At 73.3% G+C, this 13,380-nt stretch carries 16 protein-coding genes; 8 read left to right on the top strand and 8 right to left on the bottom strand.

The features are described from left to right. Window positions 1-49 precede the first annotated feature (49 nt). Complete coding sequence (phoU, locus tag ACFVU3_RS29395; protein WP_390070892.1) at window positions 50-730, top strand: phosphate signaling complex protein PhoU; 681 nt, start codon at window positions 50-52, stop codon at window positions 728-730. A 154-nt stretch (window positions 731-884) separates the two neighbouring features. Next, window positions 885-1,037, top strand: coding sequence for a hypothetical protein (locus tag ACFVU3_RS29390; protein ID WP_390070890.1), 153 nt, complete (start codon window positions 885-887; stop codon window positions 1,035-1,037). Between the two features lie 45 nt (window positions 1,038-1,082). Here ACFVU3_RS29390 and ACFVU3_RS29385 read toward each other — a convergent pair whose 3' ends face one another. Next, the gene (locus ACFVU3_RS29385; protein ID WP_390070888.1) at window positions 1,083-1,550 is read right to left on the bottom strand and encodes a GNAT family N-acetyltransferase; all 468 of its coding nucleotides are present in this window, start codon (window positions 1,548-1,550) and stop codon (window positions 1,083-1,085) included. Window positions 1,551-1,787: 237 nt separating this feature from the next. On the opposite strand from ACFVU3_RS29385, the gene ACFVU3_RS29380 reads away from it, so the two are divergent. Both ACFVU3_RS29380 and ACFVU3_RS29375 read left to right on the top strand, forming a co-directional pair. Then, window positions 1,788-2,324 (top strand): hypothetical protein, encoded by a 537-nt coding sequence (locus tag ACFVU3_RS29380; protein ID WP_390070887.1) that lies wholly within the window; start codon window positions 1,788-1,790, stop codon window positions 2,322-2,324. A 25-nt stretch (window positions 2,325-2,349) separates the two neighbouring features. Beyond that, window positions 2,350-2,718 (top strand): hypothetical protein, encoded by a 369-nt coding sequence (locus ACFVU3_RS29375; protein WP_390070885.1) that lies wholly within the window; start codon window positions 2,350-2,352, stop codon window positions 2,716-2,718. A gap of 73 nt (window positions 2,719-2,791) precedes the next feature. On the opposite strand, the gene ACFVU3_RS29370 is transcribed toward ACFVU3_RS29375, so the two are convergent. Further along, window positions 2,792-3,550: a phosphoglyceromutase gene (locus ACFVU3_RS29370; RefSeq protein ID WP_390070884.1), complete on the bottom strand. Its 759-nt coding sequence runs from the start codon at window positions 3,548-3,550 to the stop codon at window positions 2,792-2,794. A gap of 126 nt (window positions 3,551-3,676) precedes the next feature. On the opposite strand from ACFVU3_RS29370, the gene ACFVU3_RS29365 reads away from it, so the two are divergent. Next, window positions 3,677-5,068: an MFS transporter gene (locus tag ACFVU3_RS29365; protein WP_390070882.1), complete on the top strand. Its 1,392-nt coding sequence runs from the start codon at window positions 3,677-3,679 to the stop codon at window positions 5,066-5,068. Here ACFVU3_RS29365 and ACFVU3_RS29360 read toward each other — a convergent pair. After that, complete coding sequence (locus ACFVU3_RS29360; RefSeq protein ID WP_390070880.1) at window positions 5,016-5,537, bottom strand: YbjN domain-containing protein; 522 nt, start codon at window positions 5,535-5,537, stop codon at window positions 5,016-5,018. The two genes, ACFVU3_RS29365 and ACFVU3_RS29360, sit on opposite strands and share 53 nt — an antisense overlap. Further along, on the bottom strand, window positions 5,530-6,900 hold the full coding sequence (gene mshA / locus ACFVU3_RS29355; protein WP_390070879.1) for a D-inositol-3-phosphate glycosyltransferase: 1,371 nt from the start codon (window positions 6,898-6,900) through the stop codon (window positions 5,530-5,532). The genes ACFVU3_RS29360 and mshA overlap by 8 nt, the downstream gene beginning before the upstream one ends. A gap of 303 nt (window positions 6,901-7,203) precedes the next feature. On the opposite strand from mshA, the gene ACFVU3_RS29350 reads away from it, so the two are divergent. From ACFVU3_RS29350 to ACFVU3_RS29340, 3 genes are all read left to right on the top strand, one after another. Then, on the top strand, window positions 7,204-8,007 hold the full coding sequence (locus tag ACFVU3_RS29350) for a class I SAM-dependent methyltransferase (RefSeq protein ID WP_390070877.1): 804 nt from the start codon (window positions 7,204-7,206) through the stop codon (window positions 8,005-8,007). A 273-nt stretch (window positions 8,008-8,280) separates the two neighbouring features. Next, a complete protein-coding gene (locus ACFVU3_RS29345) occupies window positions 8,281-9,339 on the top strand; it encodes a C40 family peptidase (RefSeq protein ID WP_390070875.1) in 1,059 nt (352 codons plus the stop codon). Window positions 9,340-9,648: 309 nt separating this feature from the next. Then, complete coding sequence (locus ACFVU3_RS29340) at window positions 9,649-10,932, top strand: PP2C family protein-serine/threonine phosphatase (RefSeq protein WP_390070873.1); 1,284 nt, start codon at window positions 9,649-9,651, stop codon at window positions 10,930-10,932. Between the two features lie 75 nt (window positions 10,933-11,007). On the opposite strand, the gene ACFVU3_RS29335 is transcribed toward ACFVU3_RS29340, so the two are convergent. From ACFVU3_RS29335 to ACFVU3_RS29320, 4 genes are all read right to left on the bottom strand, one after another. Then, window positions 11,008-11,349 (bottom strand): DUF2516 family protein, encoded by a 342-nt coding sequence (locus ACFVU3_RS29335; protein WP_390070871.1) that lies wholly within the window; start codon window positions 11,347-11,349, stop codon window positions 11,008-11,010. 95 nt (window positions 11,350-11,444) lie between these two features. After that, window positions 11,445-12,014 carry a hypothetical protein gene (locus ACFVU3_RS29330; RefSeq protein WP_390070869.1) on the bottom strand — a complete coding sequence of 190 codons (570 nt, stop codon included), beginning with the start codon at window positions 12,012-12,014 and terminating at the stop codon, window positions 11,445-11,447. Window positions 12,015-12,046: 32 nt separating this feature from the next. After that, window positions 12,047-12,481 (bottom strand): helix-turn-helix domain-containing protein, encoded by a 435-nt coding sequence (locus ACFVU3_RS29325; protein WP_390070868.1) that lies wholly within the window; start codon window positions 12,479-12,481, stop codon window positions 12,047-12,049. 119 nt (window positions 12,482-12,600) lie between these two features. Beyond that, entirely contained in the window at window positions 12,601-13,353 is a 753-nt protein-coding gene (locus tag ACFVU3_RS29320) for a hypothetical protein (protein ID WP_390070866.1), read from the bottom strand. Window positions 13,354-13,380 lie beyond the last annotated feature (27 nt).

Genomic DNA, 13,380 nt, shown 5'->3' with positions numbered 1-13,380 from the left:
GACCATCCCCATCACGAAGCGAAGAGCACTGCCGGAGAGAGGGACATCCATGCGGGACGCGTACCACGAGGAACTTGATTCGATCGGCGAGGGCCTGGTCGAGATGGCCCGCCTGGTCGGGTCGGCGATCGGGCGCGCCACCACGGCGATGCTCGACGCGGACCTGAAGCTCGCGGAGAGCGTGATCGCCGCGGACCAGAAGGTCGACGACCTCCAGCACGACCTGGAGGCGCGGGCGATAGCGCTGCTCGCCCGGCAGCAGCCGGTCGCGACGGACCTGCGGATCGTGGTCACCTCGCTGCGGATGAGCGCCGACCTGGAGCGCTCGGGCGACCTGGCCCAGCACGTGGCCAAGCTGACCCGGCTGCGCTTCCCGGACCGCGCGGTCCCCAACGACCTGCACGCGACCATCCTCCAGATGGGCCAGCTCGCGCAGCGCCTGATGGCGAAGGCCGCCGAGGTCATCATCACCAAGGACGTCGACCTGGCGATGCAGCTGGAGCACGACGACGACGAGATGGACCTGCTGCACCGGGCGCTCTTCCAGCACCTGATGGACGACCGGTGGAAGCACGGCATCGAGACGGCCGTGGACGTGACGCTGCTGGGCCGGTACTACGAGCGGTTCGCCGACCACGCGGTGTCGGTGGCGAAGCGCGTCGTCTACCTGGTGACGGGCGAGCACGCGGACGAGCTCCAGCCGACGGACACGCCGGTCGAGGGCGCGTAGGCGCGCGGGCGGGGCCGTCCGGCGCGAGGGGGCGCGAAGGGCGCACGGGGGCGCTTCGGCGCACGGGGCTCCCGTGCGCCGTTGATGCGCCGGTCGGGGTGGGCATGGAATGGGGGACGAGGGACGATCCGCGTCCCGCGAGGGAGGGACCCCCATGGCCGATTCCCCCATCACGACCGACCCCTCGGCGGAGGCCCCGCGCGAGCGGACGCCCCTGCCCGTCCTGGGAGCCTGCGGCTGCGGCTCCGGCTGCGGCTGCGGCTGCCAGTCGGGGGCGCCGTGCCAGTGCGGCGGCTGCTCGGGCTGACGCGAGCGGGGGGAGGGGCCCGGACGGGTTCCTCCCCCCGGCTTCTCACAGGTCGAGGACGCCGACGATCTGGCCGCCGCTCTCCTCGCCGGTGGTGCGGAAGCCGAGCCGGCGGTAGAACTCCCCTGGCCCGTCCTCGCCGGGCTCCCAGGTCACGTACATCCGCGCGGTACCGCGCCGGCGCAACTCCTCGGCGACGGCGTCGACGGCGAAGCGGCCGTACCCCGCGCCCTGGGCGTCGGCGGAGATGTTCAGCCGCCACAGCCCGCTGCGCCGGTCCGACGGGTCCTCCTCCCCTCGCCAGGCGATGTCGAGGAAGGCCATGACGAAGCCGACGAGCTCGTCGCCGTCGAAGAGCAGGCGGGGCCAGGCGGTCTCCCCGTACGCGTACGCCTCGGCCAGCGACGTGGCGACGGGGGCGACGTTCTTCTCCTGATGAGGGTGGACCCGCAGGGCGAGGGCGGCGTCCACCGTGGCCGGGGTGACCGGCTCCAGGCGTGGTGATCGTGTCATGCACGGGACGGTAGCGAGCGGAACCGTCCACGGCGCCTCCTTAAAAGGGCCACCCCCGGGAAGGGGCGCCGTCCGAACGGGAGACCCGCTGGAGCGGGGCACCCACGCGGGCCGCCCGCGAGGCCGCCGCACCCGGCCCGCCGCGACCCCCTCCGTACGCCCCCGATCCCCCGTTCACCTCGGATTACCGTCGGTCACCCCTGGGCATCGGCGGCTCCGCCCGACAGAATTGCGGCCATGCCCACCGCGCGAGCGAACCTCCTGACAGCGGCGGCGGCCGGAACCGCCGCGCTGCTGCTCACGGGCTGCTCGCCGACGGCGCCGGCCGGGCTGGCGGGCGTCTCCGTGGCGGAGGACGGCACCCCGCTCGGCGTGATCCTCATGTGCCACGACCACGTCGACGGCGCGGTGCTCCACCCCGACGACGCGCCGCAGGAACCCCGCGAGATCACCGGCGACTGGCGGCACGACGGCCCGGTCACCGGCTTCACGACCTGGCCGCTGATCCAGACCGCGGGCGCCCCCGCGGCGGAGGGATGGACGCCGGAGGCCGAGACGGACCGGCTGGAGAAGGGCCGCGGCTACCGGCTCGCCGGCTGGACCGACGACGACACCTGGTCGGCCGCCCCCGTCCGCTTCACCCCGGAGGACCTGGCCCGCCTGAAGCCCGGCCAGGTGCGCTACACCCTGGACGACGAGATCCGCACGACGTCCCTGGACGACTTCCGCGACCGCGCCTGCGACGAGGCGGCGGGCGGCCGCGAGGAACACTGACACCTGATCAGGACGGGGGACGCCCATGGAGCGGCACGAGCTGGAGGCACTGCTGGCCGGTGACGACGAGGGGTGCGTGAGAGCCCGGGCCGTCCTCCGCGACGGCGGCGACTACAGCGTGGCGGAGCGGGCGGTGCCCCCGGGGCGGCATGCCGGGGTCTTCCGGGGCCGGCTCCTGCGCATGCGGAAGCACGGATTCGAACCCGCGGGGCTGGAGCGGGCGGTGCGGATCCTCAGCGAGTACGACCGCCCCGTGCGCTCAGGTCTGATCACGTCCACCGACCGGGCCTGGTTCACCCTGTTCTTCCTCACCGAGGACGCCGACGCCCTGGTGGCCTGCGCCACCTGGCCGGTGCCACCGAGACCACCGCAGGAGGAACACGAGCGCGCCTGACCGCCCCCGCAGCACGAAGAAGCCCCCTCCCGGCGGAGAATCCGCAGGTCGGGGGCTCTTTCGTAAGTAAGGACTACTTCTTGCCCTGGTTCTTGACGGCCTCGATGGCGGCCGCGGCGGCCTCCGGGTCGAGGTAGGTGCCGCCGGGGTTGAGGGGCTTGAAGTTCTCGTCCAGCTCGTAGGAGAGCGGGATGCCCGTGGGGATGTTGAGGCCCGCGATGTCGGCGTCGGAGATGCCGTCGAGGTGCTTCACCAGGGCGCGGAGGCTGTTGCCGTGGGCGGCGACCAGGACCGTGCGGCCGGCGAGGAGGTCCGGGACGATGCCGTCGTACCAGTACGGGAGCATGCGCTCGACGACGTCCTTGAGGCACTCGGTCTGCGGGCGCAGCTCCGGCGGGATCGTCGCGTAACGGGCGTCGCCGGCCTGGGAGTACTCGCTGTCGTCGGAGAGCGCCGGCGGCGGGGTGTCGTACGAGCGGCGCCACAGCATGAACTGCTCTTCGCCGAACTCGGCGAGGGTCTGCGCCTTGTCCTTGCCCTGGAGGGCGCCGTAGTGACGCTCGTTCAGGCGCCAGGAGCGGTGGACCGGGATCCAGTGGCGGTCCGCGGACTCCAGCGCGAGCTGGGCGGTGCGGATGGCGCGCTTCTGGAGGGAGGTGTGCAGGACGTCGGGGAGCAGGCCGGCGTCCTTGAGCAGCTCGCCGCCGCGCGTCGCCTCCTTCTCACCCTTCGCGGTGAGGTTCACGTCCACCCATCCGGTGAACAGATTCTTCTCGTTCCACTCGCTCTCGCCGTGACGGAGGAGGATCAGCTTGTACGGTGCGTCGGCCATGCGTACGAGCCTAATGGACCGCTGACGATTGACGCGCGTCGTCAATTCGCTGGCGTCCGCCAGCCGAGATGCGTAAGTTTCGAGAGCCGTTGGCGGGACTTACAGCACGCAGGGGGAGCACCTCACATGTCCATCGATTCGCTCAGACGATCGGCGCGTGCCACCGTCTCCGGTCTTCCGCGGGGATTCTGGTGGCTGTGGCTGTCGACCCTGGTCAACCGGACCGGGGCCTTCGTCCTGACCTTCCTCTCCCTCTACCTGACGAGCGAGCTCGGGCACTCCGCGTGGTTCGCCGGTCTCGTCGTCGCCCTGCACGGTCTCGGCGGCGTCGCCGGCTCCCCGCTCGGCGGTGTCCTGACCGACCATTGGGGGCGTCGCCCCACGATGGTCACCATGCACCTGGCGTCCGCCGCGTGCGCCGCCGCGCTCGCCTTCGTCACCAGCGCCTGGGGCGTGGCCCTCGTCGTCCTGCTGATGGGCGTCGCCATGCAGGCGGTGCGCCCCTCCATCAACGCGACGATCTCCGACATGGTCCCCGCCGACGACGTGCGCCGGGCCTTCGCCCTGAACTACTGGGCCCTCAACCTCGGCTTCGCCGTCGCCTCGATCGCCGGCGGCGCCGCCGCGTTCCTCGGCTACCGCACCCTCTTCCTCGTCGACGCCGTCGCCACCACCCTCTGCGCGGTCATCGTCTTCCTGCGGCTGCCGGAGACCCGGCCCGAGCGGGCCGCGTCGAAGGCCGGGGAGAAGGCGGCCGAGGAGCGGGTGTCGATGCTCGACGTGCTGCGCGACGCGCCGTTCCGGACCCTGGTCCTGCTCAACCTGCTGGTCTGCGTGGTCTTCACCGCGCCCTGGATCGGCCTGCCGCTGACCATGGCCGAGCAGGGCCTGTCCCCGTCCTCGTACGGCATGGTGATCGCCGTCAACGGCATCGTGATCGTCGGCTTCCAGCTGCTGGTGAACAAGGTGACCGAGCGGCGTTCGCCGGTGGTCCTGCTGACCGTCTCCTCGCTGCTCTTCGCCGTCGGCACCGGTGCCACCGCGCTGGCCGGTTCGGCCGTCGCCTTCGCCGCGACCGTCGTCGTGTGGACGATCGGCGAGATGGTGCACGTGCCGACGAACGCCGCCGCCACCGCGCGGCTCGCCCCGGAGCACGCCCGCGGCCGCTACCAGGGCGTGATGGGCATGTCGTGGGCGGTCGCCGGCTTCGTCGCGCCGGTCCTGGCCGGCGCGGTCGTCGACGGGCCCGGCTCGGACGTCCTGTGGGCCGGCACCTTCGCGCTCGGCGTCCTCGCCGCCGTCGGGTACACCCTCCGGCTGCGCAAGGCGCTGTGCGAGGAGGAGCCGGAGACGGTGCCGGCCGCGGAGCAGACCTCCGGGACGGCGCCCGCCGCGGAGAAGACCGCCGCTCCCGGTCCGGAGAAGGCCGTCGTTCCCGCCGCCGGCCCCTCCCCGGAGAAGGCCCTCAGCCCCGGTCCGGCGCAGGCTCCGGAGCCGTCTCCCGCGTCAGGCTCCTGAACGCGTCCAGGTTCCGCGTCGACTCTCCCCGGGAGACCCGCCAGGCGTACTCCCGGCGGATGGCCGACGCGAAGCCGAGCTCCAGCAGCGTGTTGAAGTCGCCGTCCGCCGCCTCCAGGACCGAGCCGAGCAGCCGGTCCAGCTCCTCCGGCGTGACGGCGGCCAGGGGGAGCTTGCCGGCGAGGTAGATGTCGCCGAGCGGGTCGATCGCGTAGCCCACCCCGTACAGCTTGAGGTTCCGTTCGAGGAGCCAGCGGTGGACTCCGGCCTCGTTCTCGTCGGGGTGCCGGACGACGAAGGCGTTGAGCGACAGCGAGTGGCGCCCGAGCCGCAGCGACAGGGTCGTGGACAGCTTGCGGGTGCCGGGGAGCTTGACCACGTACGAGCCCGGTTCGGGGCTCTCCCACTCCAGCTCCGCCTCGTCGAGCGTGTCCTCGACGGTGCGCCGTGCGTCCTGAGCGTCAGCCATGGTGGGAGCGTACGCGACGGTGGTGCGCGCGCTGGCGGTGGTCGTGCATGGCGGCCGTGTACACGTCGGCGGTGCCCGAGGCGGCCGTGTCCCAGCCGAAGGACTCGGCGTGCCGGGCGGCCGCCTCGCCCATCCGGGCGGTGAGCGCCGGGTCGGCGGCGAACCGGTCCAGCACGCGCGCGTAGTCGGCGGGGTCGTGGCCCTGCACCAGGAAGCCGGTCCGCTCGTCCCGTACGGCGACGGGCAGACCGCCCACCGCGGCGGCGACGACCGGGGTGCCGGCCGCCTGCGCCTCGATCGCGACGAGGCCGAAGGACTCGCTGTACGAGGGCATCACGAGGACCGAAGCGGCCCGGAACCAGTCGGCGAGCCGCTCCTGGCCCACCGGCGGGTGGAAGCGCACCAGGTCGGCGACGCCCAGCCTGGCGGCGAGCTTCTGGAGCTGCTCGGGCTTGGCGAGGCCGCTGCCGCTGGGTCCGCCGACCACCGGCACCACCATGCGGGAGCGCAGCGACGGGTCGCGGTCGACCATCAGGGCGGCGGCGCGCAGCAGGATGTCGGGGGCCTTCAGGGGCTGGATGCGGCCGGCGAAGACGGGGACGAAGGCGTCCCGCGGGAGGCCGAGGCGGGCGCGGGCGGCGGCCCGGCCGTCGGCGGGGCGGAACCGGTCGAGGTTGACCCCGGGGTGGACGACCGCGATCTTGCCGGGGTCCGCCTCGTAGAAGCGGGCCAGTTCGTCGGCCTCCTCGGTGGTGTTGGCGATGAGCCGGTCGGCGGCGGCGACGATCTGCGTCTCGCCGATGACCCGGGCGGCGGGCTCGGGGGTGTCGCCCTCGGCGAGCGAGGCGTTCTTGACCTTGGCCATGGTGTGCATGGCGTGGACGAGCGGGACGCCCCACCGCTCGGCGGCGAGCCAGCCGACGTGGCCGGAGAGCCAGTAGTGCGAGTGGACGAGGTCGTAGTGGCCGGGGCGGTGGCCCGCCCACGCCTGCATCACGCCGTGCGTGAAGGCGCAGAGCTGGGCCGGCAGCTCCTCCTTGGCGAGCCCCTCGTACGGGCCCGCGTCGACGTGCCGCACCAGGACGCCGGGGGCCAGCTCGACCACCGGGGCGAGGCCGCCGGTGGTGGCCCGGGTGAAGATCTCGACCTCGATGTCGATGGCGGCGAGCCGCTTGGCGAGCTCGACGATGTAGACGTTCATGCCGCCCGCGTCACCGGTGCCCGGCTGGTGCAGCGGGGAGGTGTGCACGGAGAGCATGGCCACCCGGCGGGGGGTCCGGGGGCGGCCGGGCAGCCGCAGCCGGGAGGGCGCTGCCGGGTGCCGGTGCCGGGTGCCGGCGAACCGGGACACGTACTGGCTCACGTCGGCGGTCCTTCCGCGAGAGGGGCCTGGCGTGCGGACATGACAGGCGGAGGGCGCGGTACACGTCCTCCGCACCGCACAACACCGGAACGGTTTCTTTCATTTCCACCACCCCCGGCGCTTTGCCAATTCATTACGCGGAGGACCCTCAGGCGCCACCGCGCACGGCCCGCCAGGCCGGAACGACCGCCCGCCCCGCACGGCCTCGCGCGCCCCGCCCGGCCCGTGCGCCCGCCCGCCCCGCACGGCCTCGCGCGCCCCGCCCCGCGCCTCCGCCCGCGCCCTCCTCCGTATCCTCTTCGCATGGCCCCGCGCACCACCCGCCCCGTCGGCACCCCGACCCGCGGGACCACCAACCCGAACCGGCTGCGCCGCATGGACCGCTGGATCGCCGCCGTCCACGGCCCCGCCCTGCGCCGCTCCCCCGAGCCGCCCGTCGCCGTCGACCTCGGGTACGGGGCCGCCCCCTGGACCGCCGTGGAGCTGCTCGCCCGGCTGCGCACCGCCGATCCCCGCACGCTGCTGTACGGGATCGAGATCGAGCCCGCCCGGGTCGAGGCCGCGAAGCCCTACGAGGAGCGGCACGAGGGGCTCGCCTTCGTGCACGGCGGCTTCGAGGTGCCGGTGCCGGGCGCGCCGGCGCTGATCCGGGCCGCGAACGTGCTGCGCCAGTACGACGAGGAGCAGGTCGCGGCGGTGTGGGAGCGGCTGTGCGGGCGGCTGGCGCCGGGCGGGCTGCTGGTCGAGGGGACCTGCGACGAGATCGGGCGCCGGCACGTGTGGGTGGCGCTGGACCGGAGCGGGCCGCGCACGGTCACCTTCGCGACCCGGCTGGGCTCGCTCGACCGTCCCTCCGACCTCGCCGAGCGCCTCCCGAAGGCGCTGATCCACCGCAACGTGCCGGGCGAGCCGGTCCACGCCTTCCTGCGGGACTTCGACCGGGCCTGGGCGGCGGCCGCCCCGTACGCCTCCCTGGGCGCCCGGCAGCGCTGGATCCGCTCGGTCCGCGACCTGGCCGCCGAGTGGCCGGTCGTGGACGGCCCGAAGCGGTGGCGCCAGGGCGAGGTCACGGTCCGGTGGGACGCGCTGGCCCCGGCCGGCGGGTGAGCCCGCCCCTCCGGTGAGCCCGCCCCTCCGATGAGCCCGCCCCTCCGGTGTCCGGCGGGTGTCCGGTGTCCGGCGGGTGTCCTGGGGGCCACCGGCGCACCACATTCTCCTCCCGTGGGCCGGGGACGGGAACGTCACCCGCTCATCGACCGTCACTCTGGCGGGGTACCTGTCGTTTTCCGGTTCCGCGTGGCACTATCGCCAGGACCACACAAGTTACTGACGGTAAATCAGAAAGTGGCCGAGGGGGTACCCGGTCACGAGGGGGAGCCAGTGGACCGACGACGCCGACGTCCGTACGCCGCCGCCGCGGTCACCGTGGCCTGCGCCCTGGCCCTGCTGGCCACCCCGGCGCTCACCCTCCAGGCCGCCGCCGCCCCGCTGCCGCCGCCCCCGCCGAAGAAGACCCTCGAACAGGTCCGTACCGAGATCGACGCGCTGTACCGGCAGGCCGCCGCCGCCACCGACGCGTACAACCTCGCCGAGGAGCGCACCGAGAAGCAGTCCGCCGAGATCGTCCGGCTCGCCCGCATGATCGAGAACGGCCGGAAGCGGATCGACACCCTCAAGGCCCAGGCCGGCGCCGCCGCCCGCGCCCAGTACCGCAACGGCGGCATCCCCGACAGCGCCCAGCTCGTCCTCACCGGCGACCCGCAGCTCTTCCTCGACAGCGCCGGCCGGATCAGGGAGGGGGCCAAGGCCACCACCGACCTCATCGGCGCCCTCGGCCGCGCCCAGACCGAGCTGAACACCTACGCGACCGAGGCCGGCGACCACTGGACCACGCTGGAGGCCGACCGCGTCCGGCAGGCCGAGGCGAAGAAGGACATCAACGGCAAGATCGCCGCCGCGAAGAAGCTGGAGAGCGAACTCGCCGCCGAGGAGCGCGAACGGCTCCGCCGGCTGGAGGAACTGGCCCGGCAGCAGGCCCAGACGGAGTGGCTCGGCTCCGGCATCCTCGCCGAACTCAGCGCCGAGGCCACCCCGGAGAGCCGCAAGGCCATCGAGTCCGCCCTCGCCCAGGTCGGCAAGCCGTACGTGTGGGGCGCCGAGGGCCCCGACTCCTTCGACTGCTCCGGCCTGACCCAGTCCGCCTGGCGCGCGGCCGGCAAGACGATCCCGCGCACCTCGCAGGAGCAGTGGCGGCTGCTCCCCCGTGTGCAGCAGAAGGACATGCGCCCCGGCGACCTGATCGTCTACTACCAGGACGCCAGCCACATCGGCATGTACATCGGCGACGGGAAGATGGTCCACGCGCCCCGCCCCGGGCGGAACGTCACCGTCGCGGGCGCCGGCTCGATGGAGATCCTCGGCATCGTCCGCCCGACCTGACGGTCGGCACCCTCCGCCGGACCTGACACATCCGCCCCGAGTGACCTTTCTCATGGGTCCGGGACCCGCCCGTGCCTGCTCGCGGCGCAACTACCTCCCCTTCCGCGGCATATGCCAAGGAAGGCCGGAGCGCCCGCGGAGTGATCGCCATTCCGCTGCGCGCCGCACTGCCGCTATGGTCCCGGACGGGCGGGACGCCACCCGGCGCCCGGCGCACCCTCGGGGGAGGGAAGGAAACCCGGACCGATGCCCGTATCCGTACCGCGCCAGAGAATCGTCTCTGCTGCGGGGCAAGGCGAGACCACCGCCATGGACGCCACCGCTGTGACAGACACAGGAACAGGCACAGGCACAGGCACACAGGCCGGCGCGGAAGCCACCGCCCCGGCCGACCGCGACCGCACCGACCTCACCCTCCTGGTCGTCGAGGACGACCCGGCGGGCGCCCTCGCCGTACCCGAACTGCTCGACGCCGCGGGCGCCGCCGGCACCCGGGTCCGCATCCGTACCGCCCGCAACCTCACCGAGGCCGAGCGGCTCCTCACCGACGACGTGCACTGCGTGCTCGTCGACCTCTCGCTGCCCGTGCCCCGGGGCGCGGCCGACGAGGACCCACTCGCCCCGCTGCGGCACATCCTGCGCCTCGCGCCCCGGCACGCCGTCCTCGCCCTGGCCCCGTCCGCCGACGCGGAGCTGGCCGCCGAGGCGGTCCGGGTCGGGGCCCAGGACCACCTCTTCCGCGAGGAGCTGGACGGCCGGCTGCTGAGCCGTGCCATCCGGTACGCGGTCGAGCGCAAGCGCAACGACGCCGCCAAGGTGAAGCTCGCCGAGTCCCGGCTGCGCGCCCAGGAGAACGCCCGGCTGGAGCGCGGTCTGCTGCCCACCCCGCTCCTGGAGGGCTCCGACCTGCGCTTCGCGGCCAGCTACCGGCCCGGCCGCTCCCGCGCGCTGCTCGGCGGCGACTTCTACGACGTCGTCCGCACCCCGGACGGCACCGTCCACGCCATGATCGGCGACGTCTGCGGCCACGGCCCGGACGAGGCCGCGCTCGGCGTCGAGCTGCGGATCGCCTGGCGCGCCCTGACCTTCGCCGGGCTCTGCGGGGACGAGCTGCTCTCCACGCTCCAGCAGGTCCTGGAGCACGAGCGGGAGAGCGAGGAGATCTTCGCGACCCTGTGCACGGTCGACATCGCGCCCGACGGGCGCCGGGCCGGGCTGTGCCTGGCCGGGCACCCGGCCCCGCTCGTCGCCCACCGGGGCGGCACCGCGCGGCTCCTGCCGTACGAGGACGGGGGCCCGGCCCTGGGACTCCTGCCGCGTGCCCGCTGGCCGCGCCGGCAGGTCGAGCTGGGCGGGGCGTGGAGCCTGCTGCTCTACACCGACGGCCTCATCGAGGGCCGGACGGCGGGCCCGGGCTCGCCGCGGCTCGGCCAGGACGGCATGGTCGAGATGATCAACCGGCAGCTGGCCGGCGGTCTGCGCGGCGAGGCGCTCCTGGAGGCGGCGATGGCGGAGGCCCGCACGCTGAACGGCGGCGAGCTGACGGACGACGTGGCGCTGCTGGCCCTGGAACGGGACAGGGCCCGGGGATAGCTCCCCGGGCCCCGGCCCTTCACGTGGTCCTCGGTCCTCCGGACGGCTCCCCGGCCCCCGGAGGACTCCTCGGTCCTACCGGCCGCCGTTGTAGGGGCCGTACGGCCCGTCGCTGCTGGAGCCGCCGCGCCGGCCGCCGCCGCCCATCACCTGCTTGAGGGCGGGCCGTACGTCGACCATGAAGACGATGGCCGCGATCAGCCCCGCGATCAGGAGGAAGAGCAGCCCCGGCAGGAGGAGGTTCAGCGCGAGGTTGACCCCGAGGAGGATCAGCCAGAACTTCTTCGTCTGCTTGTCCGCGGCCCGGTAGGCGTCCTCGCGGACCAGCGCCGCGATGACGAACGAGGCGACGGCGAAGCCGGTGAAAACAAGGAACATCAGCAGGTTGAGGGTGCTGTCGAACCGGTCCATCAGCATGCTGAACACCGCCTAGGGGGTCATGGGGTACGTGCGCCTCGCGGTCAAGGTACCCGTTTCAACGCTCCGGTCCCCAGGAATCGTGCCCGGGTCCGCTATTCGGCCTCGCCGGCCGTGGCGCCGGCCTTGGCGGCGGGCTTCCTCGCGGGGGCCTTGCGGGCGGCGGGCTTGCGGACGGACGTCTTCCCGGCCTCCGGCTCCGCCTTCGCCTCCGGCTGCTCGTCCACCGGCTCCGGCTCCACCACGACCGTGATCTCCGTGGCCGGCTCCGCGGTCTCGCCGCGCCAGGCGCGGACGGTCTCCTCGCCGCGGGCGGCGACCTCCTCGTACTTCTCGCGCGCCTTGACGGCGTACTCGGCGGCCACGCCGACGCCCCGCAGGGCCAAGTCCTGCGCGGTCTCGCCGAGCTTCTTGAGGTCGGTGTCGAGACCGCCGACGACCTCGGCGAACTTCGTCTGCACGGTGACCTGGGCCTCCTTGGCCTGCGCGGTCACCTTCTCCTGCACGGCCTTCGGGTCGGTCTTCCGTACGGCGTCGATGCGGGCGGGCGCCTCGGCGGCGAGCTGCTCGATCAGGCCGGGAACCTTCCTGGCCTGCCGCACGGCGAGGTCGGCGGTGCCGGCGGCGAAGTAGAGAGGGGTACGCAGTTCGTCGATGATGGCCATGCTGGTGTTCCTCCCGGAGGGTGGCGTACGGGCTAGCTCGAAGACGGCGTGGCATCGGGCACGGGCGCCGCGGCCGGGGCGGTGTTCTCCCCGGCGCTCCCGGCGGCGTGCTCCGCGGCGTTCTCCTTGCGGAAGGAGTCGTAGATCTGGAGCAGCACCTGCTTCTGCCGCTCGCTGATCGAGGGATCGGCCAGGATGACGGCGCGCGTCTCCAGCTCCTCCCGGTCCTTCTCGTCGAGGATCCCGGCCCGCACGTAGAGCGTCTCGGCCGAGATCCGCAGGGCCTTGGCGACCTGCTGGAGCACCTCGGCGCTGGGCTTGCGCAGCCCGCGCTCGATCTGGCTCAGGTACGGGTTCGACACTCCGGCCGCGTCCGCGAGCTGCCGCAGAGAGAGCTGCGCGGTGCGCCGCTGCTCGCGCAGGTACTCGCCGAGGCTGCCGAGATTGCCGACGTTGAGCGATGCCATGCTCCGTACCCTGCCACCGCTTGCTAACTATTGCAAGCAGGTGCTTGCAATAGTGTTCACCGTGCCGGGCTCCCCCGCTGTGACTGAGCACGCTGGTTGTCACTTGAGCAGGGAAACTGTCACCAAGGCTCGCGTCGGCGATACCCCTTCGAGCGCGCTCCGCTGCCACCGCCCCTGGGGATCGGCCCGCAGGCGATGATGTCGCCCATCGCCATCATGCTCCTGGGACGGTTCATGCTGACGATCCGCAGCGGGAACGAGACCCACGCCTCGCGCCGGAGGTAGATCGACAGGGCTTGATCGACGCGGCTGGCCTGGTGGATGAGCGGCAGCATGAGCTCCCGCGCCTGTTCCTCGTCCGGGGCGTCAAGCAACCGCTCGGCGATTCCGAGCACCGCGCCCATGAGAAACGGGTCCAGCGGTGGGTCGGTGAAAGGACGCGAGCTGTGCTGCTTCCCGGGCCGGTCACGAAGGGCCGCTGCTCGGGCAAGGCGCTCTTCGGCTTCCCGGTCGAGGGCCTCCGCGAGCGCCGGGGTCGCGGCGAAGGAGCGAGCCGCAGGCCAGGAGAGGAATACAAGGCCGAGCAGCGCTCTCAGGTCGGCGAAGTAGTCAGCGGCGCGGATTAGCCAGCCGACGCTCGGGGTCACGGCCGGGCCGGCGGGGTCGAGAAGCCTCAGGAGCCGGCGCTGAAGGCCGAGGAGATGCTCCAGCGTCTGCGGGTCGGGGGCGATCTCCGGGACAGCCCCGGCTGGCTCCGCGAGCTGCGCGCCGCAGGCCGGCTGGAGGCGCCCGACGGTGCGCGGCGCGATCGTGGTCCGGCACTGCGTCGGATGAAGATCCTCGTCCCAGGGACGGGCGATGATGGTGTTCATCTCGACCGCGTGGACGGACTGACGGCA

The sequence above is a fragment of the Streptomyces sp. NPDC058052 genome, assembly GCF_042885515.1.
Taxonomy (GTDB): domain Bacteria; phylum Actinomycetota; class Actinomycetes; order Streptomycetales; family Streptomycetaceae; genus Streptomyces.
This window is presented reverse-complemented; position numbering and strand designations above follow the sequence as displayed.